This is a genomic window from Pantoea rwandensis, assembly GCF_000759475.1.
Lineage (GTDB): Bacteria > Pseudomonadota > Gammaproteobacteria > Enterobacterales > Enterobacteriaceae > Pantoea > Pantoea rwandensis_B.
Map to the genome: position 1 here is coordinate 1,049,425 of NZ_CP009454.1, position 24,607 is coordinate 1,074,031.

The 24,607-nt window shown below is 54.8% G+C and carries 20 protein-coding genes; 12 read left to right on the forward strand and 8 right to left on the reverse strand.

Annotation, left to right across the window (positions count from 1 at the left end):
* Positions 1–4: 4 nt before the first annotated feature.
* Positions 5–1,495 (forward strand): UxaA family hydrolase, encoded by a 1,491-nt coding sequence (locus LH22_RS04865; RefSeq protein ID WP_038644535.1) that lies wholly within the window; start codon positions 5–7, stop codon positions 1,493–1,495.
* Positions 1,496–1,673: 178 nt separating this feature from the next.
* Here the strand turns inward: LH22_RS04865 and sstT are convergent, their stop codons facing one another.
* The 3 genes from sstT to LH22_RS04880 form a co-directional block, all read right to left on the reverse strand.
* Entirely contained in the window at positions 1,674–2,918 is a 1,245-nt protein-coding gene (gene sstT, locus LH22_RS04870; protein WP_038644537.1) for a serine/threonine transporter SstT, read from the reverse strand.
* 228 nt (positions 2,919–3,146) lie between these two features.
* On the reverse strand, positions 3,147–4,118 hold the full coding sequence (locus LH22_RS04875) for a TerC family protein (RefSeq protein WP_038644539.1): 972 nt from the start codon (positions 4,116–4,118) through the stop codon (positions 3,147–3,149).
* A gap of 263 nt (positions 4,119–4,381) precedes the next feature.
* Positions 4,382–5,362: a Gfo/Idh/MocA family protein gene (locus tag LH22_RS04880; protein ID WP_038644540.1), complete on the reverse strand. Its 981-nt coding sequence runs from the start codon at positions 5,360–5,362 to the stop codon at positions 4,382–4,384.
* A 139-nt stretch (positions 5,363–5,501) separates the two neighbouring features.
* On the opposite strand from LH22_RS04880, the gene LH22_RS04885 reads away from it, so the two are divergent.
* A complete protein-coding gene (locus tag LH22_RS04885) occupies positions 5,502–7,181 on the forward strand; it encodes a chloride channel protein (RefSeq protein ID WP_038644541.1) in 1,680 nt (559 codons plus the stop codon).
* Here the strand turns inward: LH22_RS04885 and LH22_RS04890 are convergent.
* Positions 7,178–7,678, reverse strand: a complete 501-nt coding sequence (locus LH22_RS04890; protein WP_038644543.1) for a M48 family metallopeptidase — start codon at positions 7,676–7,678, stop codon at positions 7,178–7,180. The genes LH22_RS04885 and LH22_RS04890 overlap by 4 nt on opposite strands.
* A gap of 81 nt (positions 7,679–7,759) precedes the next feature.
* On the opposite strand from LH22_RS04890, the gene rlmG reads away from it, so the two are divergent.
* A complete protein-coding gene (gene rlmG, locus LH22_RS04895) occupies positions 7,760–8,878 on the forward strand; it encodes a 23S rRNA (guanine(1835)-N(2))-methyltransferase RlmG (RefSeq protein WP_038644545.1) in 1,119 nt (372 codons plus the stop codon).
* On the opposite strand, the gene LH22_RS04900 is transcribed toward rlmG, so the two are convergent.
* Positions 8,879–10,882, reverse strand: a complete 2,004-nt coding sequence (locus LH22_RS04900; RefSeq protein ID WP_038644547.1) for an NADPH-dependent 2,4-dienoyl-CoA reductase — start codon at positions 10,880–10,882, stop codon at positions 8,879–8,881. It abuts the gene before it with no gap.
* A 459-nt stretch (positions 10,883–11,341) separates the two neighbouring features.
* Here LH22_RS04900 and idnD point away from each other — a divergent pair, with 459 nt between their 5' ends.
* From idnD to LH22_RS04915, 3 genes are all read left to right on the forward strand, one after another.
* Positions 11,342–12,373, forward strand: a complete 1,032-nt coding sequence (gene idnD / locus LH22_RS04905; RefSeq protein WP_038644548.1) for an L-idonate 5-dehydrogenase — start codon at positions 11,342–11,344, stop codon at positions 12,371–12,373.
* A 9-nt stretch (positions 12,374–12,382) separates the two neighbouring features.
* A complete protein-coding gene (gene idnO / locus LH22_RS04910) occupies positions 12,383–13,147 on the forward strand; it encodes a gluconate 5-dehydrogenase (protein WP_038644549.1) in 765 nt (254 codons plus the stop codon).
* Between the two features lie 79 nt (positions 13,148–13,226).
* Positions 13,227–14,546: a gluconate:H+ symporter gene (locus LH22_RS04915; protein WP_038644551.1), complete on the forward strand. Its 1,320-nt coding sequence runs from the start codon at positions 13,227–13,229 to the stop codon at positions 14,544–14,546.
* A gap of 31 nt (positions 14,547–14,577) precedes the next feature.
* On the opposite strand, the gene LH22_RS04920 is transcribed toward LH22_RS04915, so the two are convergent.
* The gene (locus LH22_RS04920; protein ID WP_038644552.1) at positions 14,578–15,288 is read right to left on the reverse strand and encodes a polyphenol oxidase family protein; all 711 of its coding nucleotides are present in this window, start codon (positions 15,286–15,288) and stop codon (positions 14,578–14,580) included.
* Between the two features lie 109 nt (positions 15,289–15,397).
* Between LH22_RS04920 and LH22_RS04925 the strand changes: the two genes are divergently transcribed.
* The 4 genes from LH22_RS04925 (at position 15,398) to LH22_RS04940 (ending at position 20,621) form a co-directional block, all read left to right on the forward strand.
* Entirely contained in the window at positions 15,398–16,207 is an 810-nt protein-coding gene (locus LH22_RS04925) for a 5'-nucleotidase, lipoprotein e(P4) family (RefSeq protein WP_038644554.1), read from the forward strand.
* A 581-nt stretch (positions 16,208–16,788) separates the two neighbouring features.
* Positions 16,789–17,430 carry a carbonic anhydrase gene (locus tag LH22_RS04930; protein WP_038649851.1) on the forward strand — a complete coding sequence of 214 codons (642 nt, stop codon included), beginning with the start codon at positions 16,789–16,791 and terminating at the stop codon, positions 17,428–17,430.
* The gene (locus tag LH22_RS04935) at positions 17,427–18,902 is read left to right on the forward strand and encodes a SulP family inorganic anion transporter (RefSeq protein ID WP_038644556.1); all 1,476 of its coding nucleotides are present in this window, start codon (positions 17,427–17,429) and stop codon (positions 18,900–18,902) included. The genes LH22_RS04930 and LH22_RS04935 overlap by 4 nt, the downstream gene beginning before the upstream one ends.
* A 294-nt stretch (positions 18,903–19,196) precedes the next feature.
* Positions 19,197–20,621: a GGDEF domain-containing protein gene (locus LH22_RS04940; protein ID WP_038644558.1), complete on the forward strand. Its 1,425-nt coding sequence runs from the start codon at positions 19,197–19,199 to the stop codon at positions 20,619–20,621.
* A 168-nt stretch (positions 20,622–20,789) separates the two neighbouring features.
* Here the strand turns inward: LH22_RS04940 and ddlA are convergent, their stop codons facing one another.
* Entirely contained in the window at positions 20,790–21,884 is a 1,095-nt protein-coding gene (gene ddlA / locus LH22_RS04945; RefSeq protein WP_038644560.1) for a D-alanine--D-alanine ligase, read from the reverse strand.
* Positions 21,885–22,026: 142 nt separating this feature from the next.
* Here ddlA and LH22_RS04950 point away from each other — a divergent pair, with 142 nt between their 5' ends.
* Both LH22_RS04950 and LH22_RS04955 read left to right on the forward strand, forming a co-directional pair.
* Positions 22,027–22,770, forward strand: a complete 744-nt coding sequence (locus LH22_RS04950) for an HAD-IIB family hydrolase (protein ID WP_038644562.1) — start codon at positions 22,027–22,029, stop codon at positions 22,768–22,770.
* A gap of 305 nt (positions 22,771–23,075) precedes the next feature.
* Complete coding sequence (locus LH22_RS04955; protein WP_038649854.1) at positions 23,076–23,780, forward strand: MgtC/SapB family protein; 705 nt, start codon at positions 23,076–23,078, stop codon at positions 23,778–23,780.
* A 56-nt stretch (positions 23,781–23,836) separates the two neighbouring features.
* Here LH22_RS04955 and LH22_RS04960 read toward each other — a convergent pair whose 3' ends face one another.
* Positions 23,837–24,541 carry a DUF6216 family protein gene (locus LH22_RS04960; RefSeq protein WP_038644564.1) on the reverse strand — a complete coding sequence of 235 codons (705 nt, stop codon included), beginning with the start codon at positions 24,539–24,541 and terminating at the stop codon, positions 23,837–23,839.
* Between the last annotated feature and the right edge of the window lie 66 nt (positions 24,542–24,607).

Below are 24,607 nucleotides of genomic sequence, written 5' to 3' on the forward strand. Positions count from 1 at the left end.
CGCTATGCAAGATGCGATAAGAATCCATTCGCGCGACAACGTGGCGGTAGCGCTGCGCGATTTACCTGCCGAAGCCAAAGTCGAAATTGATCGCCAGTTTATTACCTTGCAGCAAGAGGTTGGGCGGGGCCATAAGTTCGCGCTGACGCCGCTGGCAACGGATGCGCTGGTGATTAAATACGGCTTGCCGATTGCCCATGCCACGCGCCCGATTGCAATGGGGGAAATCATCCACTCCAGCAACGCACGCACAAATCTGAGCGATGTGGATGAGTACGACTACCAGCCGGAGTTTCTCGATATCCCCGCTCAGGCCGGCGATCGCGAGGTGCAGATTTACCGCCGCGCCAGTGGTGAAGTCGGTATTCGCAATGAGCTGTGGATTCTGCCAACGGTGGGCTGTGTGAACGGTATCGCCCGGCAAATTCTGTCGCGCTTCCTTAAAGAGACCAATGAAGCGGAAGGGATTGATGGTGTGCATCTGTTCAGCCACCCGTTTGGCTGTTCTCAGCTCGGCCAGGATCATGAAAACACCCGCACCATGCTGCAAAACATGGTGCGCCATCCCAATGCCGGTGCGGTGCTGGTGATTGGTCTGGGCTGCGAGAACAATCAGGTAGATGTGTTCCGCGAGACGCTCGGTGGTTTCGACAGTGACCGCGTGCAGTTTATGGAGTGCCAGAAGCAAGACGACGAGGTAGAAGCGGGATTGGAGCGGCTGCATGCACTGTACAACGTGATGCGCGGCGATCTGCGCCAGCCGGGCAAACTCAGCGAACTGAAGTTTGGACTGGAGTGCGGCGGTTCTGACGGTTTCTCTGGCATTACCGCCAATCCGATGCTGGGCTGCTTCTCCGATCAGATGATTGCCAACGGCGGCACCACGGTGCTGACCGAAGTACCGGAAATGTTTGGCGCAGAGCGCATTTTGATGAGCCGCTGCCGGGATGAAGCCACCTTTGATAAAACGGTGGCGATGATTAACGACTTCAAGCGTTACTTTATCGACCATCAGCAGCCGATCTATGAGAACCCTTCTCCGGGTAACAAGGCGGGCGGTATTACCACGCTGGAGGAGAAATCCCTTGGCTGCACGCAGAAAGCCGGACAGAGCCAGGTGGTGGATGTACTGAAATATGGCGAGCGTCTGATCACGCCTGGACTCAATCTGCTGAGCGCACCAGGTAATGATGCGGTGGCCACCAGCGCACTGGCAGGGGCAGGTTGTCATATGGTGTTGTTTACCACCGGACGCGGCACCCCCTATGGCGGATTCGTTCCAACCGTGAAGATTGCCACCAACTCGCAGTTGGCAGAGAAGAAGCCGCACTGGATTGATTTTAATGCCGGGCGTTTGATTGAGGGCATGAGCATGCCGGAGATGCTGGAGGATTTTGTTGATATGATTGTGGCGATTGCCAACGGTAAACCCGCGCGTAATGAAGCTAATGATTTCCGCGAGTTAGCGATATTTAAGAGCGGAGTAACGTTGTAAATCGCCAGGCGCGCATAAATGCGCACCCTACGAAAACCGTGCCAGATTGTTGTGGGGGCGGCAAATGCGCACCTTAAAAAGCCGTGCCAGATTAGCGTGGGGGGCGGCAAATGCGCACCTTACAAAACCGTGGCAGATTGACCAGGGCGGCATTTATGCCGCCCCGGTCAATCTCAGTTTACTCTGCTTCAGACACCGTGCGCGGTTCGCGCTCGGCTTCAGCCTGACACACCGCCGCAGTAAACAGAATATCGGTTGAGGAGTTCAGTGCAGTCTCGGCGGAATCCTGCAATACGCCAATAATAAAGCCAACCGCCACTACCTGCATCGCCAGATCGTTCGGGATACCAAACATATTGCATGCCACCGGAATCAGCAGCAATGAACCGCCCGCCACGCCGGATGCTCCACAAGCACACAGCGAAGCCACCAGACTCAACAGAATCGCCGTAGGCACATCCACTGAAATCCCCAGCGTATGCACTGCCGCCAGCGTTAGCACGGTGATGGTAATCGAAGCACCTGCCATACTGATGGTGGCACCCAGCGGGATAGAAACAGAATAGGTGTCTTCGTCAAGGTTCAGGCGTTTCGCCAGCGCCATATTCACCGGAATATTTGCCGCTGAACTGCGGGTAAAGAACGCGGTCACGCCGCTTTCGCGCATGCAGGTGAACACCAGCGGATACGGGTTGCGGCGGATTTTCTGGAACACTAACATCGGGTTGACCACCAGCGCCATAATCAGCATGCAGCCGAGCAGCAACGCCAGCAGATTGGCGTATTCCCACAGCGCATCAAAGCCGGTTGAAGCCAGAATGGAGGCGACCAGACCGAAAATCCCTAACGGCGCGCAGCGAATCACACAACGCACCACCCAGGTTGCCGCGTTAGAGGCATCGTTCAGAAAGGCTTTGCTACTTGGGCTGGCATGGCGAAACGCCAAACCGAGACCCAACGCCCACACTAAAATGCCGATGTAGTTGGCATTCATCAATGCATCAATTGGGTTTGCCACCATGCTAAGCAGCAGACCATGCAGCACTTCGGTGATGCCTGAAGGCGGAGTGATTTGCGTCGCACCGACGTTCATCGACAACGTTTGCGGGAAAAGGTGACTGAAAATAACCGCGACCACCGCCGCGAAGAAGGTGCTGAGTAAATACAGCATGATGATCGGCCGGATGTTGGTTTTCTGCCCTTGTTGATGATTAGCAATCGACGAAATCACCAATACCAAGACCAGCAGCGGGGCCACCGCCTTCAGGGCGCGAACGAACAGTTCGCCCAGCAGACCTACGGCCAGAGCGGCATCACGTGAGAACCACGCCAGCGCCACACCGGCAATCAGGCCAATCATGATTTGTTTTACCAGGCTTCCTGCGAACAGCGCGCCCAGACGTCCAATAAAGTTATTTAGCATAGTTCGGTCTTTTTATAGCGGTATGAGTGTTGTGCGCGGTTCCTCCGCGCCAAACGGTTTGCCCGGCGGAGTATAAGGAAAAGTCCTGGTGAGGAAAGAGATAATTCTGTGCGTGCGGCGCAGATCGGTTTTTTGATCTGCTGACGATGTGAAATGTGACAGAGCTATGAAAGGTGAAATTTGCAGCTGGCGAAACAAAGCAGGGGCGATTACCGCCCCTGCAGAAGATTATGGTGAGATGCGCTTCTGGTCGTTTCTGTGGTTCACCCAGGCGTTGATCAGCAGCGTACCGCCCAAAATCACGCCCACTACCGACAGTGAGATGCCCACCGGGATATGGTAGAACTCGACGATCAGCATCTTGATACCGATAAACACCAGCACAATCGCCAGGCCATATTTCAGCATCGAGAAGCGTTCTGCCACGTTCGCCAGCAGGAAGTACATGGCGCGCAGACCGAGGATCGCAAACAGGTTCGAGGTCAGGACGATGAAGGGATCGGTCGTCACCGCGAAGATCGCCGGGATACTGTCAACCGCGAAGATCACATCGCTCAGCTCCACCATGATCAGCACCAGCAGCAGCGGGGTGGCAAACAGCACACCATTTTTGCGGGTGAAGAATTTCTCGCCTTCGAGATTATAGGTCATGCGCAGATGTTTACGCAGCCAGCGCACCACCGGTTTGTCGCCGACCGCCGCGTCATCGCCCTCTTTGGCAAACGCCATTTTCAGGCCGGTGAACAGCAGGAAAGCCCCGAACACATAGAGGATCCAGCTGAACTGCGTTACCAGATAGCTACCGGCGAAGATCATGATGGTACGCAATACGATCGCGCCCAGCACGCCATACACCAGCACGCGGCGTTGCAGGTTTGCCGGAATAGCGAAGTAGCTGAACAGCATCAGCCAGACGAAGACGTTATCCACCGCCAGCGCTTTTTCCAGCACGTAGCCGGTGAGGAAGGCGAGGGTTTGTGCGGTCGCCACTTCACGACCGGCGGTGCCTTCGAGGTACCACCAGAAAGCGGCGCTGAACAGCAGGGAAACGGAGATCCACACCAGCGACCAAACGGCGGCCTGCCTAAATGACATGGTTTGCGCGCCCCGACGTCCCTGTAAGAAGAGGTCGATCGCCAGCATGATGAGCACAACAACAGCGAAGCTGCCCCAGAGTAACGGTGTGCCTACAGTGTGCATAGTTGTAATCCTGTCCGGAAAATAAAAAAGCGGCTAAGTCAGAAGACGTTAGCCGCTTTGATCAAGCTGCAAGCAAACCTCGCCTTCCGGCAAGGTCTCACTTACAACTCAGAATAGATTCCGGGTTGCCTGATGACCGGATGCATTCAGCATCGTAATGACGATCAATCAGCTTACAAGTTACTCCCCTTTGCAGTGACCAAGATACGTCCAACCGCTGAGGTATTCAATGGGGTGTTTGAAATATTCTGCAATATTTACACTTAAGCCTGGTCTGCCGGGAATACCACGCCAGTCTGGCGGCGGATTTCCGTCAACAGTTTTGCCGTGATACGCGAGGTTTCAAGAGCCGGGTGCTCGACCTGACGCTGCTCAACCAGTTGGGCAAAAGTCTCGGCTTCATACAGCATGGTGTTGATGTGCTGCGGCTGCGTCAGATTCTGACTCTCACCACCGCGCGGGATAAAGCGCAACTGCTGGCATTCAGAGATTTTCTCAATCACCAGGGAACCGGCCTCACCCTGAATTTCGCTCGGGATCAGTGAATCACTGACCTTAGAGTGCAGCAGCGTGACATCAAAATCGCCGTAGCCTAGCACCACCACACCGTGCGCATCGACACCACTCTCCAGCAGCGAAGCCTGCGCTTGCACCTGCTTCGGCTCACCCCACAATGTGACGGCAGCGGCCAGGCAGTAAAAGCCAATGTCCATTATCGAGCCGTTCGACCAGCGCGGATTAAAGGTATTGGGATTTTCACCGTCAAGATAACGCTGATAGCGTGATGAATACTGGCAGTAATTGATCAACGCTTTGCGCAGCTTGCCAAGTTGCGGCAGGGTGTTCTGCAGTTGCAGGAACGTCGGCAGGCTGGCGGTTTTAAACGCTTCAAACAGCACCACCTGATGCTGGCGTGCGCAGGCAATCATTGCTTCGGCTTCACGCAGGTTTGACGCCATCGGCTTTTCGCAAATCACATGTTTGCCGTGCGACATAAACAGCATCGCTTGCTCAGCGTGGAGTGCATTCGGGCTGGCGATGTACACCGCATCGATTTCCGGACTGGCTGCCAAATCGTCGAGTGAAGTAAAAGTGAGTTTACAGGGATAGTCAGCGATAAAGGCATCAGCTTGCGACTGCTGACGCGAATAGACACCGCTTAACTTCATTTTACCGGTCTCATGCGCGGCGTCGATAAACTGGCGGGTTATCCAGTTGGTTCCCACAATGGCAAAACGAATCACGGGCTTGTTCTCCTGCAACAGTAAAGCGGCAGAGTAGCATGTTCAGCGAGTGGTTCGTCAGACGAAATTTGATCATGCGATCCGCATTCCAATATGATGATGCGGCACATTTTTTTAACCAGCTAGCGGGGACGCGCGGGTGAGTGGAAGTAAACATGCATTGAACTGGACCACACTGCTGATTGCTATCCCCGTGGGATTCGTCGCGTCGCTGGTGACCTTAGCTTTTCGCGGCGTCATTGATCTGATTAACCGCCTGCTGTTTAACAGCGACAGCGAAATCACCGTGGCGATGCACGTCTGGCCGTGGATTTTCTGGCCGCTGCTGGTGGGCGCGGGCGGCGTACTGGCGGGTTTCTTCCTGCGCTATGCGGTGGCGATAGAGAAACAGGAAACGGTCAAAACCGATTACCTCGAAGTGATCAACGCGCGCCTGGATGCCGTGCCGACCAAAACTTCGCTGTTTCGTGCACTCTCCTCGATTGCCAGTATCGGCAGCGGTGCCTCGATTGGTAAAGAGGGCCCGATGGTGCAACTCTCCGCGCTGAGTGGCAGCCTGATGGGCCGCTGGTTCCCGCAGATGCGTAACAGCGATATTGTCGCCATGGCCGCTGCGGCTGGCCTCTCTTCGGTGTACCACGCACCACTGGCCTCGGCGATATTTGTCGCTGAAATTGCCTTTGGTATCTCGGCGCTACAGCGGCTGATCCCGTTAATTGTCGCCTCGGCGGTGGCGGTGATGACCATGTGGTCACTTGGCTTTCGTAGTGCGCTCTATCCGCTCTCCGAAGCCTTGTTCCAGATGGATATCAGCAGTTTGTTGATGACCATCGTGATTGGTTTGGTGGCCGGTTTAGCCGGTTGGTTGCTGATCAAGTTGATTGCCCGCAGCAAAATGCTATTTGGTCGTGTTAAGTCATTGCCTGCACGCCTGGGGCTTGGCGGATTAGCCGTCGGTTTTCTGGCATTGATCTCCACCGATATTCTGGGCAACGGCTACGAAGTGATCGTGAAGATCATCGATGGTCACTATGTACTGGCCGGATTGATTGGCCTGCTGGTGCTCAAAACCCTGGCCACCACGCTGTCGGTGGGATCGAACGCGGTGGGTGGTCTGTTTACGCCTTCGCTGCTGATTGGTGCGCTGCTTGGCGTGGCGCTGGCGCAGATGGGCGTGGCACTTCATCTGCCGGTTGGCGATACCCTGCTTTACGCGGCGATTGGTATGGCGGCGGTATTAGCGGCTGTAAGTCAGGCACCGTTAATGGCGATGCTGATGGTGCTGGAGATGACGCTCAACAGCAGCCTGTTATTCCCGATCATGATCGCCTCAGTGCTGGCCTCCATGGTGGTGTATCGACTGCAATCTGCCAGCACCTATCCGGTGGTGAGCAATCACTTTAGCCGTTCAGAGGCCAAATTTGATTTCGATAATATGCGCGTTGACCAACTGATCATCCCTGGCGCCGCGTTGCAGCCTGAAGAGTCGGTAGGTCAGGCGTTGGCAGTCAGTTCACTGAAGCGCGAACGCTATGTGTATGTGATCAACAGTGCGGGGCAGTTTCTGGGGGTCGTCTCGATCCATGACATCTCGCGCAAAGTGTTATCGCAGGAGATCACCCTGGATTCCCCGGTCAGCAGCGTGATGGATGATAACTTCCCGTGCATTTATCAGAACCAGAGCATGCGTGAAGGCTGGGAGGCATTCGCACGGGTGACGCTGGAGCGCTTGCCGGTACTCAACAACCCGCAGGAGCGCCGCTTTATGGGCGCCTTGACCAAAACCAGTTTGATTCAGAAGGCGCAGGAGTTTCTTTAAGCCGCGTTACCGCGCATCGCCTGATCCGTCATCCACAGGCGCGCATCGAACTCCAGTTGATGGTAATCCGGTTCCATATGGCAGCAGAGTTGGTAGAACGCTTTGTCGTGATCCTTCTCTTTCAGGTGCGCCAGTTCGTGCACCACGATCATGCGCAGGAACGGTTCCGGTGCCAGACGGAAGAAGGTGGAAATACGAATCTCGGCTTTGACTTTCAGGTTGCCGCCCTGCACGCGCGAGATGGCGGTGTGCAGGCCAAGCGCATGTTTCATCACCTTGATTTTGTTATCCCAGATCACTTTGCTGATCGGCGGTGCGCTGCGCATATAACGGCTTTTCATTGCCTGAGTGTAATCATACAGCGCACGGTCACTGACAATATTGTGCGTGTCAGGATAGCGTTCCTGCAAAAAGCTGCCTAATCGCTGATTATCAATCAGCAACTGCACCTGTTCGAGGATGTTTTCAGGATAACCCTGCAGATAGATTAATGACATTGGGATTCCCGACGAAAGACAGTATACTGCGCCCCCTTTTTAGGGCGAAAATCGCGCAAAGTGTACCACGCCGGAGATTCCATGAGCCAACTTGAACTGACCAATCGCACGCTGACCTTGCAGCGCTTCCCGCCGATGCGTGAAGAAAGCCCGTTACAGGCGTGGGATTCCGCCGATGAATATCTGTTGCAGCAAGAACTGCCAGAAGGACCGGTGCTGGTGTTCAACGACAGCTTTGGTGCGTTGACCTGCGGACTGAACGGCCGTGAAGTGTGGCACGTCAGCGACTCGCTGCTGAGCGAGCAGGCGGCGAAGCAGAATCTGCGTCTTAATGAGATGGACGAGGATCAGGTGCACTTTATCGATAGCCTGGCGCCGCTGCCTGCTGCGCCTGCTGTTGTACTGATTAAAATCCCGAAAGCGCTGGCTCTGCTGGAGCATCAACTGCGCGCACTGCGTAAAGTGGTGACGCCAGACACGCTGATCCTCGGCGCGGCCAAAGCTAAAGACATCCACAACTCCACGCAGCAGCTGTTCGATCGCATCCTGGGTGAGAGCAAAACCTCCCTGGCGTGGAAAAAATCCCGTCTGATCTACTGCACATACAGCGCACCTCAGCTGCCAGAAGTGTCGGAAACCACGGTGTGGCCGCTGGACGATTCCTCTTACCAGATTCACAACCACGCCAACGTGTTCTCTCGCGGATCGCTGGACGTGGGTGCGCGTTTCTTTATGCAGCATCTGCCGTCAGATATTGAAGGGGAAATCCTCGATCTTGGCTGCGGCAATGGCGTGATTGGTTTATTGGCGCTGGAACAGAACCCGCAGGCGGACGTGCTGTTCTATGACGAATCTTATATGGCCGTGGCGTCCAGCAAGCTGAACGTGGAAGTGAACCGCCCGCAGGATCTGGCGCGCTGTCAATTCCGCGTCAACAACGTGCTGAGTGGCTTCCCGTCGGATCGTCTGCATGCAGTGCTGTGCAACCCGCCGTTCCATCAGCAGCACGCGGTGACCGATCATCTCGCCTGGCAAATGCTGCGCGATGCCAAACGTTGCCTGCAGTATGGCGGCGAGTTGCGCATTGTCGGCAACCGCCACCTCGGTTATCACGTCAAAATGAAAAAGCTGTTTGGCAACTGTGAGCTGGTGGCGTCTAACGCCAAGTTCGTGGTGCTGCGTTCGGTCAAACTGCGTTAATCAGACGCTGAGCGCCAGCTCAGTGGCCTGGGCGATGGCGCGGCGAGCATCCAGCTCCTGCGCCACATCGGCTCCGCCAATCAGCTTTACCGCTTTACCGCGTGCGGCCAGCTCATCCGCCAGCTGACGCAATGGTTCCTGCCCGGCACAAATCACCACGTTATCCACCGCCAGCGTGATCGGCTCGCCCTGATGGCGCAGGTGCAATCCGGCATCATCAATCTTCAGATACTCGACGTCGCCCCACATCTGCACGCCATGTGCCTGCAAACTGGCGCGATGGATCCAGCCGGTGGTTTTCGCCAGCCCGGCTCCAGGCTTGCCGGATTTACGCTGCAACAGCCAGATTTGCCGATCCGCTGCCAGCGGCTGCGGGCGCACTAACCCGCCGCGCGCCTGTAAGCTCTGATCGATGCCCCAGCTCTGATAGAAATCTTCGTGCGCGTTTTGATGCAACAAAAACTCGGCGGTATCAAAGCCAATGCCGCCCGCACCGATAATCGCCACGCGCTGGCCGACCGGCTTTTTATCGCGAATCACATCGAGATAGCTGAGCACGCTGGCATGGTCGATGCCGGGAATCGACAACTGACGCGGCGCAATACCGCTGGCGATCACCACTTCATCCACATTTTTCAGCTCGTCAGCGCTAACGCGATGCTCGGTGCGAATCGCCACGCCCTGTGCCTCCAGCTGATGACGGAAGTAGCGCAGCGTCTCGCTAAACTCCTCTTTACCGGGAATCTGACGCGCAATATTAAACTGGCCGCCAATCTGTGCGTCCGCTTCATACAGCGTAACCTGATGCCCGCGCTCGGCCGCCTGAAGCGCGAACGCCATGCCCGCCGGGCCAGCACCGACCACCGCAATCTGTTTAGGCTGCTCAGCAGGGATCACCGGCATCAGGGTTTCGTGGCAGGCGCGGGGATTGACCAGACAGGAAGTGACTTTGCCGACAAATATTTGATCGAGACAGGCCTGATTGCAGGCGATGCAGGTGTTGATGGCATCCGGTTGCCCGGCCTGCGCTTTGCGCACAAAGGCCGCATCGGCAAGAAACGGACGTGCCATCGACACCATATCGGCAATGCCATCGCGCAGCAGCGATTCTGCCACCTGCGGATGATTGATACGGTTAGTGGCAATAACGGGGACGGACACCGCCTCACGCAGATGCTGCGTTACCCACGCAAAACCGGCACGCGGTACGCAGGTTGCGATAGTCGGGATGCGCGCTTCGTGCCAGCCAATACCGCTGTTGAACAGCGTCACACCGCGCCGTTCCAGCGCCCTTGCCAGCGTCAGCGTCTCTTCCAGTGAGCTGCCGTTGTTCACCAAATCGAGCATCGACAGACGGAAGATGATAATAAATTCTGGGCCGACCGCTTCACGCACCGCCTGCGTAACCTCCAGCGCAAAGCGACGACGGCGCTGCACATCGCCGCCCCATTCATCGTCGCGGTGATTGGTGTGTGCTACCAGGAACTGATTAATCAGATAGCCTTCGGAGCCCATGATCTCGACGCCGTCATAACCGGCCTGCTGGGCCAACCTGGCGCACTGGGCAAAGTCCGCAATGGTCTGACGAATCTCACCATCGCTCAGTTCACGCGGCGTGAACGGGTTAATCGGTGCCTGCAACGCTGAAGGCGCAACCAAATCGCGTTGATAGCTGTAGCGCCCGGCATGCAGAATTTGCAGCGCGATTTTGCCGCCTTCTGCATGCACCGCATCGGTCAGGGTGCGATGCCAGTCGCACTGGCTCTCCTGATTGAGGATGGCGCCGCCGTGTGCCACCACGCCCTGTGGGTTGGGGGCGATGCCGCCGGTCACAATCAGTGCCACGCCTCCCCGCGCGCGTTCCGCATAAAACGCGGCTAATCGTGTGGCGCCATCAGTGTGTTCTTCCAGCCCGGTATGCATGGAGCCCATCAGAAAACGATTCTTTAATTGGGTAAACCCCAGATCCAGCGGGGCAAACAGGTGGGCGTAATGCTCAGTCATGAACACAGTCTCAGAAAGTGGTCGGATGAGTTAACTCTAGCGGGAATTGGTTGGGATGGAAGTTCGTGTTGTTCAGGCTGTGAGAAACCTCAAAAAAAGCAGGGCGACAGGTCGCAGGCGAAAGGTTCGGACTCCTTCGCCCGGCACGGGAAGAGACCTGTGCACCCTGAAACAGCTTGAAGATGAGGGCTAATGATTTAGCTCTATAGTTATGCTCCTGTCAGACTCAATCCCGGGTGAGGGTGCGGCGATAATGACATAGCTCACTGTGGTTGATCCCCAAGACGGGTCTTGATTTTCCCCAGCAAACAGTGATCCCGCTTCCAACTTCTGTACGAGCAGTTCACGTTCCAGGTAACAGCTATTTCGTAACATGATTTAGAGTGATCTGGTTCACAGTTTTCAGCCCCTGATCCCGCTTTGATAGCCCCCATTGCAACAGCAACAAATGGGGAAACCATGAATATCGAAACGCAATCCTGCGTGATTACCGGGAAAAAACAGGTCAGCGTCGCACCGCAACAGGTGAATTGGGACGGCACAGGCACGCTGGTGCGTATTACGCGCGGCGGCATTTGTGGATCTGACCTGCATTACTATCAGGAAGGCAAAGTCGGTAGCTTCGAAGTCAAAATGCCGATGATCCTGGGCCATGAAGTGATTGGCCATGTGGTGCAAAGTGATAACCCGGACCTGAAGCCGAATCAGAAAGTGGCGGTCAATCCCTCAAAACCGTGCGGCGAGTGCAAATACTGCCAGCGCGACCAGGAAAACCAGTGCACCTCCATGCGCTTTTTCGGCAGTGCCATGTATGTGCCGCATGTCGACGGCGGTTTCACCCAATACAAAGTGGTGGACAGCAAACAGTGCGTGCCTTTCCCACAGGATGCGGATGAAACCGTGATGGTGTTTGCCGAGCCGCTGGCGGTGTGCATTCACGCCACGCATCAGGCGGGCGATCTTACCGGCAAGCACGTGTTCATTTCCGGCGTCGGACCGATTGGCTGCTTAATTGCGGCGGCAGCGAAAGCGCGCGGTGCCGCCTCTGTGGTGTGCAGCGACATCAGCGAGCGTTCGCTGGAGATGGCGCAGCAGATGGGCGCGACCGATGTGATCCATGCCGCCGAGGGCGATTTCACGCCTTATCTGGCCGACAAAGGCTATTTCGATGTGGCGTTTGAAGCTTCTGGCCATCCTTCCTCGCTGCAGCGCTGCCTTGATGTGGTGTGCGCCAAAGGTACGCTGGTGCAGGTCGGCATGAGTGGCACTATCCCGAACTTCCCGATCATGGCGCTGATTGCCAAAGAGATTCAGCTGGTCGGTTCCTTCCGCTTTACCCATGAATTCAACACCGCCGTTGAGTGGCTGGCGAACGGTGTGATCAATCCGCTGCCGCTGTTCAGCGGTGAATACGATTTGCAGGACATCGACGCGGCCTTGCAGTTTGCCGGCGATAAAACCCGTGCGGCGAAAGTCCAGTTAACCTTTTAAGGAGCAGTGATGAGTCAGTTATTTTCCCTCGAAGGCAAGCGTGTATTACTCACCGGATCGGCGCGCGGCATTGGTTTTCTGCTGGCGCGGGGTTTAGGTGAAGCCGGTGCGGAAGTGATCGTCAACGCCACCACGGAGCAGGGGGCAGAGCAGGGCGCGGCGAAACTGCGTGAGCTGGGTTTACGTGCCCATGCCAAAGCCTTTGATGTGACCCAGTCTGCGCAGGTGCAGCAGGCGGTGGATGAGATCGAAGCCGAGTGGGGCCCGATTGATATTCTGGTCAATAACGCCGGGATCCAGCGCCGTCGTCCGTTCCTCGAATTCCCGGAACAGGACTGGAATGATGTGATTGCCGTTAACCAGACGGCAGTGTTCCTGGTGTCACAAACCGTGGCGAAAAAAATGGTCGATCGTCAGCGCGGTAAGATCATCAACATTGGTTCAATGCAGAGTGAGCTGGGCCGCGACACCATTACGCCTTATGCCGCTTCTAAAGGCGCCGTCACCATGCTGACGCGCGGGATGTGCGTCGAGCTGGCGCGCCATAACATCCAGGTGAACGCCATTGCACCGGGCTACTTCGTCACGGAAATGACTCAGGCGCTGGCCGACGATCCGGCCTTTACCGGTTGGCTCACCAAACGCACGCCAGCGGCGCGCTGGGGTAAACCGGAAGAGCTGATCGGGGCTGCGGTGTTCCTCGCCTCGGGCGCGTCTGATTTCGTCAATGGTCACTTGCTGTTTGTTGATGGCGGTATGCGCGTCGCCGTGTAATGCCATGGTGCGGCTGGCATTTTCGCCGGGCCGCGCCTAAACCTTAATCACCCCTCTGTATTCCTAAGGATAATAAAAAATGCCAATAACCATTATTGTGCTGGGTGTGATACTGCTGCTGGTATTGATGATTGTATTTAAGGTCAACGGCTTTATTGCGTTGGTGTTTGTCTCGGCGGTGGTGGGTATCGCTGAAGGGATGACGCCGCTCAACGTGATGGCCTCGATCCAGAAAGGTATCGGCTCGACGCTCGGTGGATTAGCGATGATCCTCGGCTTCGGTGCCATGCTCGGGCGATTAGTCTCGGATACCGGTGCGGCACAACGCGTGGCGATCACGCTGATTGCCGCCTTTGGTAAAGAGCGGCTGCAATGGGCGCTGGTGGTCACCGGGCTGATCGTCGGTCTGGCGATGTTCTATGAAGTGGGCTTCGTGCTGCTGCTGCCGCTGGTGTTCACCATCGTCGCTGCGGCCGGTTTGCCGCTGCTGTACGTCGGCGTGCCGATGGTGGCTGCACTCTCGGTGACGCACTGCTTCCTGCCGCCGCATCCCGGTCCAACCGCGATTGCCACCATCTTTGGCGCTAACCTCGGCACCACGCTGCTGTACGGCATGATCATCACCATTCCGACAGTGATCGTGGCCGGGCCGATCTTCTCGAAATTCCTCAAGAGCTTTGAGAAGTCACCGCCGGAAGGCTTGTACAACCCGAAGATCTTCACTGAAGAAGAGATGCCAGGTTTCGGTATCAGTATCTTTGCCGCCATCATCCCGGTAGTACTGATGGCGATTGCGGCGGTGTTTGAGCTGACCACGCCCAAAGAAAACCCGCTGCGCCAGTTCTTTGAGTTCATTGGTAACCCAGCGGTGGCGCTGTTTATTGCCGTGGTGATCGCCGTACTGACGTTGGGTCTGCGCAACGGCCGCAAGATGGAAGAAGTGATGGATATGTGCGGCGAGTCGATTGCCGCTATCGCCATGATCGTCTTCATCATTGCCGGTGGTGGTGCGTTTAAGCAGGTGCTGGTGGACAGCGGCGTCGGCAACTATATCGCCGACATGATGAAAGGATCGTCGCTCTCGCCACTGCTGATGTGCTGGACGGTGGCAGCGATGCTGCGTATCGCGCTGGGATCGGCCACGGTGGCGGCGATCACCACCGCCGGGATCGTCACGCCAATAATCGCGGTGACCCATGCCGATCCGGCACTGATGGTGCTGGCAGTGGGATCGGGCAGCGTGATCGCTTCACACGTTAACGATCCGGGCTTCTGGCTGTTTAAGGGGTACTTCAACCTGAGCGTGGTGGAAACCCTGAAAACCTGGACGGTGATGGAGACGCTGATCTCCATTCTCGGTCTGGCGGGTGTGTTGGCACTTAACGCCATCATTCACTGATGCAACGGGCTGCACAGGGACGTGCAGCCACTCAGTCGCGACGACGAATCCACGAAAATCGCGATTGATAGCCGCTGTCAAAATGGGTGTTGTAGCGATAGCTCGATCCCGACTCCGCCATGCAATAAGTGCAGACGTTTAACACTTCGATTTGTTCAGCCGGAATGCCGCGCTGTAACAACAACCCTCGCGCCAGATGCGGCAAATCAAACCACACGCCCTGATGATGCGCCCGCGCCTGCGGACGGATCGCCGCGCTATTGTGCGGTTGCTCGCTTGCCCACTGCAACGCAGGCAAATCTGCGCGTTGCTGCATCTGCGACACTAAATCTTTGCCTAGCTCATAACAGCACGGACCGATGGCCGGGCCGATGGCGACATGCAGCGTTTCAGTGCGGGCACCGCGCGCCAGTAGCGCATCAATCGCACTGTTAAGGATTCCGCTTAAGGTGCCTTTCAAACCCGCATGCACCGCCGCAACCTGATGTTGCTGCGTGTCGGCAAACAGCACCGGTAAGCAATCTGCGGTATACACCGCCACCGGCAACTGGTTTTCCCCAATCACGCCATCGGATTCGCAGCTTTTCGGCGGCAGATTTTGTGTTGCCAGTACCACCTGGGCGCTATGGCGCTGCTGGCCATAGGCGGCATCCGTGGGCACCGGTTGGCCCGCAGGCTGGAAGGCATAATCGAGCCACGGCAGGGCATCAAGCAGCGTTGAACGCGGTCCGGCATGTGACATAAGTGTCTCCTTTGACAGGGCGGCAGCTTTCTTCTGCCCACAGCTTACGTTAACTGCTACATTTTTAAAGCTTTACACAAACTGACCATAATCACTTAAGGATGATCTGATGAAAAACACCTCTTTGCTGGCAGCGTCCGGCATTCTTGCGCTGCTGCTGACAGGATGCGCGCAACCGGCCAAACAGCAGGCGCAGCAGCAGCTTGGCCAGCAATCGGTATTGGCAGTGAACTGGTTCCAGCAGTCCGGTGAGTATCAGGCATTAAGCTGGCAGGCATTTAACACTGCGCGTATGGCGTTTGATGCCGCGCCATCGCTGACGGGCAAACCGAAAGCGGTGATCGTCGATCTCGATGAAACCATGATCGATAACAGTGCCTATAGCGCATGGCAGGCGAAAAATGGCCAGCCGTTCTCTGGCAAAACCTGGTCAGCCTGGACTCAGGCGCGTCAGGCCACCGCCGTGCCGGGCGCGGTGGAGTTCGCGAACTACGTCAACAGCCACGGCGGCACCATGTTCTATGTCTCGAACCGCGACCAGAAGGATTACGCCGCCACGGTGGATAACCTCAATAAGCTGGGCTTCAGCGGCGTGAGCGACAAAACCGTGCGTCTCAGCACCGGAAACTCCAATAAGCAGGCGCGCTTCGATGCGATTAAAAACGCGGGCTACAACGTGGTGCTGTACGTGGGCGATAACCTGAATGACTTTGGCGGCGCGACCTGGCATCAGGGCAATGCGCAGCGCCAGCAGTTCGTTAGCCTCAATCATCAGCACTTTGGTACGCAATTTATCGTGCTGCCTAACCCGCTGTACGGCGACTGGGAAAGCGGCATGGCGGAGAACTACAACAAACTGACGCCGGAACAGCAGCTTCAGGTGCGTGAAGAACGTATGAAAGCGTGGAACGGTAAATAATTCGTCAAGCGAATTAGCGCCTGTTTCGGCAGGCGCTTCATTCTTCGCTTCAGGGCCAGCAATATTTACTTTTCATCGTCATTATTATTCTCCTTATTATTTTCCTGATCTCTTACCGAATAATGGATTAATCTCCAGCGAAAAATATCGAGAATGAGTCATTTACCCAGCGAATAACGCTAATCATAAATTTTATAATTAAGATTTTTCTCAGTCCTGCATCCTTAATTCACCATACTAGTGCAAAGGCTTATTAACAGTGCTTGTATATTTTTGTTGATTCATCTGAGATGAAAATTTTATTTTATTATTTAATAAATTGATTTTAATGAGATGTATTTGATTTTATCTATTCTCTCTGGCTTGCATTAAATTACGTTGAATCGACACTTCCTGACGTTTGTTTTACAAAGTATGTGAATTCTTGATGCGTAAAAATATTCTCTATGCAACATCATGCTTAAGCGTCTATAAACAATTTCTGTGAGGAAGCTCTGCTTTCACCCTCCTTTTAACGTCGTGCTGGCGTTTTAATGCCCGTGACTTTGCCTGAAAGCGATATTTCTGGACGTAGAGAGAAGATAATTGTGACGACACTTAAACCCTTATTAGCGAAAAATCGCAGCTGGGCATTACAGCGCCGCGAGCGTAATCCCGATTATTTCGAACAATATTTGCATCAGCAGAAACCCCATTCGCTGTGGATTGGTTGTTCGGACAGCCGCGTGCCTGCCGAGGTGCTGACCGGCTCGCATCCCGGCGAACTGTTCGTGCATCGCAATATCGCCAATATGGTGGTGCCCGATGACGACAACCTGATGAGCGTGCTGCAATACGCGATTTTCTACCTCGGCGTGGAGCGCATTGTCCTGTGCGGCCATTACGGCTGCGGTGGCGTGCAGGCCGCGCTGGGTTTGCCCGCCAGCCCGCTGGCAAAAGAGGATTCGGCGCTGGCAAGACGCATCGCCGCGTTGCGCAGTGGACTGCAACAAGGATTGGTGGAATATCACGCCAGCCGCGCCGGAGAAGAGGAGAGCAACAAGCTCAACCGCTTAGTGGAAGCCAACGTCATCGCCCAGTTCGCTCATCTGGTGGCATGCGAGCCAGTGCGACAAGCCTGGCAGGCGGGACAGACGCTGGATGTGTTTGGCTGCGTGTACGACCTGCAGTCGGGTCATCTCAAAGAGCTTACTCAGCAATCTGCAGAGGAATTGGCGCCATGAATCTGAATACACTGCGTCAGGATATTCCCGCCGGTTTGGTGGTGTTTTTGGTGGCACTGCCGCTGTGTCTCGGTATCGCGCAGGCCAGTGGGTTACCGCCGTTTGCCGGACTGCTTACCGGGGTGATCGGTGGCCTGCTGGTGACGTCGCTGAGTCCCTCACGCTTTGCCGTCAGCGGCCCGGCTGCGGGTTTGGTGACCATTGTGGTGGCCTCAATCCAGACGCTCGGCAGCTTCTCCGCTTTCCTCACCGCGCTAATTCTGGCGGGCGTGTTGCAGTGCTTGCTCGGATTATTGCGTGCCGGCCGCTTTATCTCGCTGGTGCCGGGCAGCGTCATCAAAGGGATGCTGGCGGCAATCGGTATTTTGCTGATTATGCAGCAGATCCCGGTGGCTTTCGGCGCCGCAGGTGATGCTGAACTGGTATCGCTGGTAAACGGTGAGTTTCAGTTTTCGCTGAGTGCGATGCTGGTCGCGGGCATCGGTCTGATGATTCTCTGGCTGTGGACCACGCCGATGGTGAAATCGGTCAAGCTGCTTGGCTGGATCCCGGGGCCGCTGGTGGCGGTGTTGTTCGGCTGCATGGCGACGGTGTTTGGCGACCGCCTGTTCCCAAGCCTGGCGGAAGGGCTGCCGCGTATCGCGTTGCCTGCCTTTGACAGCCTGTCAGCGCTGGTGGCGGAACTGGAAACTCCGGACTGGCTGGCGTGGCAAAATCCTTCTGTCTGGGTGGTTGCCGTCACCCTGGCGCTGGTCGCGAGCCTGGAAACGCTGCTGAGTCAGGAGGCGCTAAAAAAACTGCGTCCGCAGCATCCCGCACCTTCGCCAAATAAAGAGATGTTCGCACAGGGCATCGGCAACCTGACCGCGGGTTTCCTCGGTGCGATGCCGATTACTGCGGTGATCGTGCGCAGTTCGGTGAACGTCAGCGTCGGGGCGCAGACCAAACTGTCGATTCTGATCCACGGCGCGCTGTTGTTGATTTGCGGTCTGTGGTTCAGCGATCTGCTCAATGCCATCCCTTTAGCCAGCCTCGCCGCGGTCTTGCTGTATACCGGCTATAAGCTGGCGACGCCGCGCCTGTTCATTGAACAGTTCCGCATGGGCGCTCAGCAGTATGTGCCATTCCTCGCCACCATCGGCGGGATCATTGTGTTCGGCATGCTGGCGGGGATTGGTATCGGTATCGCCACGCAGATTCTCTATAGCATCTACAAAAGCCACCGTAATGCGCTGCAACTCACGCGCTATGACGATCACTACGTGCTGCGCTTCCAGCAAAATCTCACCTTTATGCATAACCCGAAACTGCAGGGATTACTGGCGGAGATCCCGGAAAACAGCACGGTGATTGTCGATCACGATAACGCCGAGTACCTTGATCCGGACGTCAAAGCGGTACTGCAGGATTTCGGCGAAAACGCGCGCGATCGTGGTATTCGTCTGAGTCAGTGGCCCGTTGCGGTTAAATAGCAATAACACTTTGCTTAAAAACTAGTTTTTAGCGTAAAAATCGGATATCTCGGATATCCGATTTTTTTATTTGCAGGGCATAATTGCAGCAGCTCTCATCCTTGTTTCTCGGGTTTCAACCCTGCTAGCGCGCTCACATCTCGCCGATGCGGCTCTTTGAGCGCGGCCCAGCCGCAGAGTAGGATGACGAACACTCGCTTAATTGCCGAATCATCGCACAGTTATTTCAGGTTAAATGCTTGCTGATGCCCGTGGGCAGAAGGCAGCGATTTCCAGGTTACAGGGTTCAGACGTATGCGCGTTAAGCTGTTTGCTGAGAATAATTTAAAAAAGAATGCACTCTCGCTGTTCCTGATTACGCTTTTCTTCTGCTTTATCGGCAGTCATCTGCGCATTCCGGAGGAGTTCTCCCTGTTTTGGCCGGTGAACGCGCTGATTGCCGGTTTAATGGTGCGAAATCCTTTCCTGCATACCACGTCCAGCTATCTGGTGTGCTATGCCGCGATGATATTTAACGACACGGTGTTCTCCGGCTGGGCGCTGCCTGCGGTGACCGTGAACTTCGCCAATATCCTGTTTATCCTCGTTTCGGTCAGCATGTTGATCAAACACCTGCAGCCGCCCTCGGCCAACAGCCAGGTGTTCAACGCCATGCGCATCTTCCCGGCCTGTTTCCTTGGTGCCGCAGCCTGTGCCACCTGGGGCGCGTGGGCGCAGGATATCGATTTCAACGCGCGCTTTGTGGTGGCATGGGGCGACTGGTTTAGCGAGCAGTTCTCGACTTCCCTGATGCTGCTGCCAGTCATGCTGGCGCGCTCATTGCGCAACGTCTCACCGCGCACCTTACTGCATCCCGGCAAACTGTTGCCGCTGGCGGCGGTGGTGCTTTCGCTGACCATGGGGGCGATGATTGGCGGGGCAGGTAGTTTAACCTTCCCGGTGCCGGCGCTGATCTGGTGCGCCATCGTGTTACCGATTCCTGTTACAAGCCTGGTGATCCTGATTACCGGTATCACTGAGATCGTTCTCGTTTCCCACGGCGTAATGAATATTCAGGGCGATGACGCACTGCTGCCGATCAGCCATCTCACCTCGGCGCGATTGGGTGTGGCAACCGTGGCACTCAGCCCGCTGCTGGTAGCGGTGAGTATGGATGCGATTCGCCAGCTCAATCATCGCCTGGCGTTGCGGGCGAATTTTGATTTCCTCACCCAGCTGCTGTCGCGTTCCGGCCTGTATGAAAGCCTGAAACAGGAGCCGTTCTCCTTACAGCGCGAAGCGGGCGTAGTGATGCTGGATGTCGATTATTTCAAAGCCATTAACGACAACTTTGGTCACGATGCCGGTGATGGGGTGCTGGAAGAGATTGCGCGCCGCATGCAACGCGTGGTGGGCAATCGCGGCATGGTGTGTCGCTTTGGTGGCGAAGAGTTTGTGGTGGTGGTGTTCGATTACAGCCATCTGCAACTTTACCAACTGGCCGAAGCGATACGTCAGGCGATGGTCAAAGAGAAGTTCTGGATTCAGGGCAACACGGTGACGGTTACCGCCAGCTTAGGCCTGGCGCGCGGCAGTGCGCAGAGTGAGCGGGAATGGCCGGGTGTGATTAACCGTCTGGTGTCGGCCGCGGACAAAAATCTCTACCTCTCGAAACGCAATGGCCGTAACCAAACCTCTCCGGCAATGGAACCGCGCAGCATGGTGAATGACGTGGCGTGAAGCGCGTGATGGTCGCCGTGGATGGCGACCATAGGATGGCTTGATGCTGGGTTGTACTTTAATCACGACCTCACAATTGCCTGACGCTAATTTGTTTCGATCGCTATCAATGACGAACAGGTTTAACCGTCGCAGGGTGCACATTGCTGCGCACCTGGAAAATGATGATTAAACGCTGCTTTTCAACTGGCTGCTCTGTTGATGGCGCTGCTGCGCCAGCTCAATCAAGCGCGTAATCAAATCGCTGTAGCTTAATCCTGCCGCCTGCCACAACTTCGGATACATGCTGATATTGGTAAAGCCCGGCAGGGTATTCACCTCGTTCACCACGATCTCGCCGCTCTCGGTCAGGAACACATCGACGCGCGCCATACCGAAGCACTCCAGCGCCTGGAATGCGCGAATCGCCACGGCACGAATCGCTTCGCTGGCTTCCTCGCTAATGGCAGCGGGCACCACCACTTGTGCTCCATCGGCGCTGATGTATTTGGTGTCGTACGAGTAGAAGGCATCATGCACCACCACTTCGCCACACGGGCTGGCTTCGGGCCCATCATTGCCCAGCACCGCACACTCAATCTCGCGGCCTTTGATGCCTTGCTCGATCAGCACTTTACGATCGAAGGTAAAGGCCAGATCCAGCGCTGCCGCCAGATCGTCGATATGATCCACTTTGCTCACGCCGACAGACGATCCCTGATTGGCCGGTTTGATAAACAGCGGCAGACCAAATTGATCGACCACGGCTTGCGCATCCAGACGTGCACGCTGCGCCTGCGTTACGCTGATCCACGGCGCGACGTTTAAGTCGGCATCACGCAGCAAGCGCTTGGTGAAATCTTTGTCCATGCTCACTGCCGAACCCAGCACATCCGATCCGACAAACGGCAGGTTCGCCATGCGCAACAAGCCCTGCAGCGATCCATCTTCACCCAGCGTACCGTGCACGATCGGGAAGATCACATCCAGCTGTGACAGCGGCTGCGCCTGCTGACGGGTGATCAACTGCTGCGAGGCACTGCCCGGCACCAGCGCAACATTTTCGCCAGAACGATTCAGGGCAATCAGCGCCGGATTATCGGCATTCAGCAGGAAGCCGGAAGCATCATTCAGATGCCATTCGCCCTGTTTATCGATGCCCAGCAGCACCACCTCGTATTTGCTCTTATCGATGGCTTCGAGGATGTTTTTTGCTGATTGTAACGACACTTCATGCTCGGCCGATTTGCCACCAAACACGATTCCTACACGTTGTTTTGCCATTGGTCTTGATCCGATTGCGGTATAGCGAGTGGGTAAGATAGCACGGTCAGATTCAGCTCAGACAGCCTGAGTTTTACATGGCAATCAGGAGGTGATATTTTCGCCAACGGCTAATGATGGCCAACGAATTAAGGATGATTTAATGGGTATTTACGTATTTGATATTGATGGCACCATCTCAAAAGGTGGCTTAAAAGTGGAGGCCGAACTCTGCCAAAGCCTTGCCAGATTACAGCAACAACATCAGTTAATTTTCGCCTCCGCCAGACCTGTGCGCGATATGCTACCGATGCTTTCTGATGAACTGCATACGGCAACCTTCATTGGCTGCAATGGCGGCATGGCCTATCAGGCGGGTGAAATTAAAACCAGCCATACACTCAATCCCGCGTTTGTGAAGCAGGTCTTGCAACATCTGACCGCTCTGGATATCCCTTATGTGCTGGATGGCGAATGGAGTTTTTCGTTCTCCAGTCGAACGCACCCTTTCCATGAATACATTCGCTCGCTCAGCAGTGAAGAGATCAGCGAACAAGCGTTGATGGAAGAGGGCGTGACGAAAATCCTGATGCTTTCCGATGCACACAAAGCATCAGTATTGGCATTAGTTGAAGCTGAAAATGTCAGTGTACATACCCATCGTAGCGATGGTTTCTACGACATCACACCGCAGGGGAATAATAAACACCGCGCCCTGAGCGAGCTGATTGGCAGCGAGAAATATACCGCGTTTGGCAACGATCAAAATGATTTCATTATGCTTAGCCATGCGGAAGTCGCCGTATTTATCGGCGAGGAAAAGGATTTTCCTCACGCCACGCATTACATCGAAATGGAGGCGATTCCTGAGCTGCTAATGCAGCTTGAGAGCAATGCAACTGCGTAAACATTTGATAAACAGAAGCGCAGTTGGATAGCAATTAACCGGCGCGAGGTTTACAATCGCGCCGAATTTTACCCCAAGAGGATAACTGCATTGGACACCTGTCCCGAACGATTACAAAAGGTCCCTGCGGTAAGATAGCCCTCAACGCTGTCTTAACCGTGCGTTAAGACGGTGGATTTCCTTCCAGAATCTCCCCCTGTTTTTTTGCGTGATGCTGCTGAGTTTCAGCGGTAGCGGCACCGGCTGTAATCCATTTATTACCCCCTGAAGTTCCGCCTGCCTGAAGCAGCGGAGTGAGGTTTATGATGGATTGGAAAATCTTTTTACTGCGCGTCACCGTCGCGCTGGTTCTGGGCGCGCTGATTGGCAGCGAGCGCCAGCTTCGCCAACGTATGACCGGTTTGCGCACCAATGCGCTGGTCAGCACTGGCGCCTGTTTATTTGTTTTGATGACGCAAAGCGTACCCGGCATCGCCACCGATGCCTCACGTGTGGCGGCCTATGTGGTTTCTGGCATCGGCTTTCTCGGCGGTGGGGTGATCATGCGTGATGGCCTCAACGTACGTGGCCTGAATACTGCCGCAACGCTGTGGTGCACCGCTGCCGTGGGCGTGCTGTGCAGCATGGGATTGCTGCTGGAAGCGACGATAGGTTGCATGGTGATTCTGTGCGCCAACATTCTGCTGCGCGATTTGGCCCAGGGGATTAATCGCCAGAGCCTGGTGCCTGCGGAGGAAGTGGTACAGCATTACAAGGTGCAAATTATCTGTCTGGCACAGGATGAAGTGCAGGTGCGCAGCCTGATGCTGCACAGCCTCGGCGGCAGCGGATTGCGCCTGCAATCATTGCACAGCGAAGATATGAATCCGCCGCATCGCATGGAGGTGAATGCGGAAGTGCTGGGGAAACCGAGTATGACGGATCAGCTGGAGAGTTTGGTGGGACGGATTAGCCTGGAGAAGGGCGTGAGTTCGGTGCGGTGGCAGGTTTGTGGGTTGGAAGGGGAGTGATGATAAGGGATTTATCCGTAGAGGTGGATAAATCCCTTTACGATAATTGGCATCGTTTATTCTATGTAACTTGACGCTTTTTTATGATCATTTTTAATACTTTCAGCTAAGCGTTTGGTATAGATTATTGTTAAGACGATACTCACGAAAAACCATGAGATTAATATTGTAAGAGCAGAGAGCATTACTAAAAGGAATGGTTTACTGCGAGAGAACTCTTTTATGGATTTATCTAATGCTTCATGATTTTCATTGGTGGTTATTTCATTGCAGATGTAATTTTTGAGTGGGAGAGAAATTTTATTATTGTTAACTAATTTTAATGATTGAGTTGTTGAGCATAATTCATTATTTAAAATCCAGGTTGGTTTAAAAGCATGTTCAGAAGCTTTCCCGTCGGTCATTAGAAAGCTCTCTTTAGTACTCTTCAGTGTTAAGGCAGTCCAGTCATTAGGAACTTGCAGTATTTTAATATTGAAGTAGGTTGTCAAGGAAGTTCCTAGGATGCAAAAAACTAATACAATGGAAAATATGACATATTCTATCTTGGATATCTTTGGTGTGCTCTTCAATGCTATCTTTATAGAGAATAATCGGATTGCCCATGGTTTTATATCTGCATTTTTGTAAGTCTCATTGTCTTTATCAAGTGGTTTTTTCAAATACCCTACTAAGAATTTTAATATGATGCCAATAAAGGTTAGTATTGATATGGTAGATGTTACTGTATCCTTGTCAAAAATTGCACTCGTTGTTTGCATCTAATGATCTCCTGATTTTATACTTTCCTTCATTGAAAAAGTATTTTATTGATTAATAGTTAATTT

Coding starts and splice junctions, on each gene's coding strand:
- LH22_RS04865 (WP_038644535.1), top strand. CDS start 5: ATGCAAGATGCGATAAGAATCCATTCGCGCGACAACGTGGCGGTAGCG.
- sstT (WP_038644537.1), bottom strand. CDS start 2,918: ATGCTAAATAACTTTATTGGACGTCTGGGCGCGCTGTTCGCAGGAAGC.
- LH22_RS04875 (WP_038644539.1), bottom strand. CDS start 4,118: ATGCACACTGTAGGCACACCGTTACTCTGGGGCAGCTTCGCTGTTGTT.
- LH22_RS04890 (WP_038644543.1), bottom strand. CDS start 7,678: ATGTCATTAATCTATCTGCAGGGTTATCCTGAAAACATCCTCGAACAG.
- rlmG (WP_038644545.1), top strand. CDS start 7,760: ATGAGCCAACTTGAACTGACCAATCGCACGCTGACCTTGCAGCGCTTC.
- LH22_RS04900 (WP_038644547.1), bottom strand. CDS start 10,882: ATGACTGAGCATTACGCCCACCTGTTTGCCCCGCTGGATCTGGGGTTT.
- idnD (WP_038644548.1), top strand. CDS start 11,342: ATGAATATCGAAACGCAATCCTGCGTGATTACCGGGAAAAAACAGGTC.
- idnO (WP_038644549.1), top strand. CDS start 12,383: ATGAGTCAGTTATTTTCCCTCGAAGGCAAGCGTGTATTACTCACCGGA.
- LH22_RS04915 (WP_038644551.1), top strand. CDS start 13,227: ATGCCAATAACCATTATTGTGCTGGGTGTGATACTGCTGCTGGTATTG.
- LH22_RS04920 (WP_038644552.1), bottom strand. CDS start 15,288: ATGTCACATGCCGGACCGCGTTCAACGCTGCTTGATGCCCTGCCGTGG.
- LH22_RS04925 (WP_038644554.1), top strand. CDS start 15,398: ATGAAAAACACCTCTTTGCTGGCAGCGTCCGGCATTCTTGCGCTGCTG.
- LH22_RS04935 (WP_038644556.1), top strand. CDS start 17,427: ATGAATCTGAATACACTGCGTCAGGATATTCCCGCCGGTTTGGTGGTG.
- LH22_RS04940 (WP_038644558.1), top strand. CDS start 19,197: ATGCGCGTTAAGCTGTTTGCTGAGAATAATTTAAAAAAGAATGCACTC.
- ddlA (WP_038644560.1), bottom strand. CDS start 21,884: ATGGCAAAACAACGTGTAGGAATCGTGTTTGGTGGCAAATCGGCCGAG.
- LH22_RS04950 (WP_038644562.1), top strand. CDS start 22,027: ATGGGTATTTACGTATTTGATATTGATGGCACCATCTCAAAAGGTGGC.
- LH22_RS04955 (WP_038649854.1), top strand. CDS start 23,076: ATGGATTGGAAAATCTTTTTACTGCGCGTCACCGTCGCGCTGGTTCTG.
- LH22_RS04960 (WP_038644564.1), bottom strand. CDS start 24,541: ATGCAAACAACGAGTGCAATTTTTGACAAGGATACAGTAACATCTACC.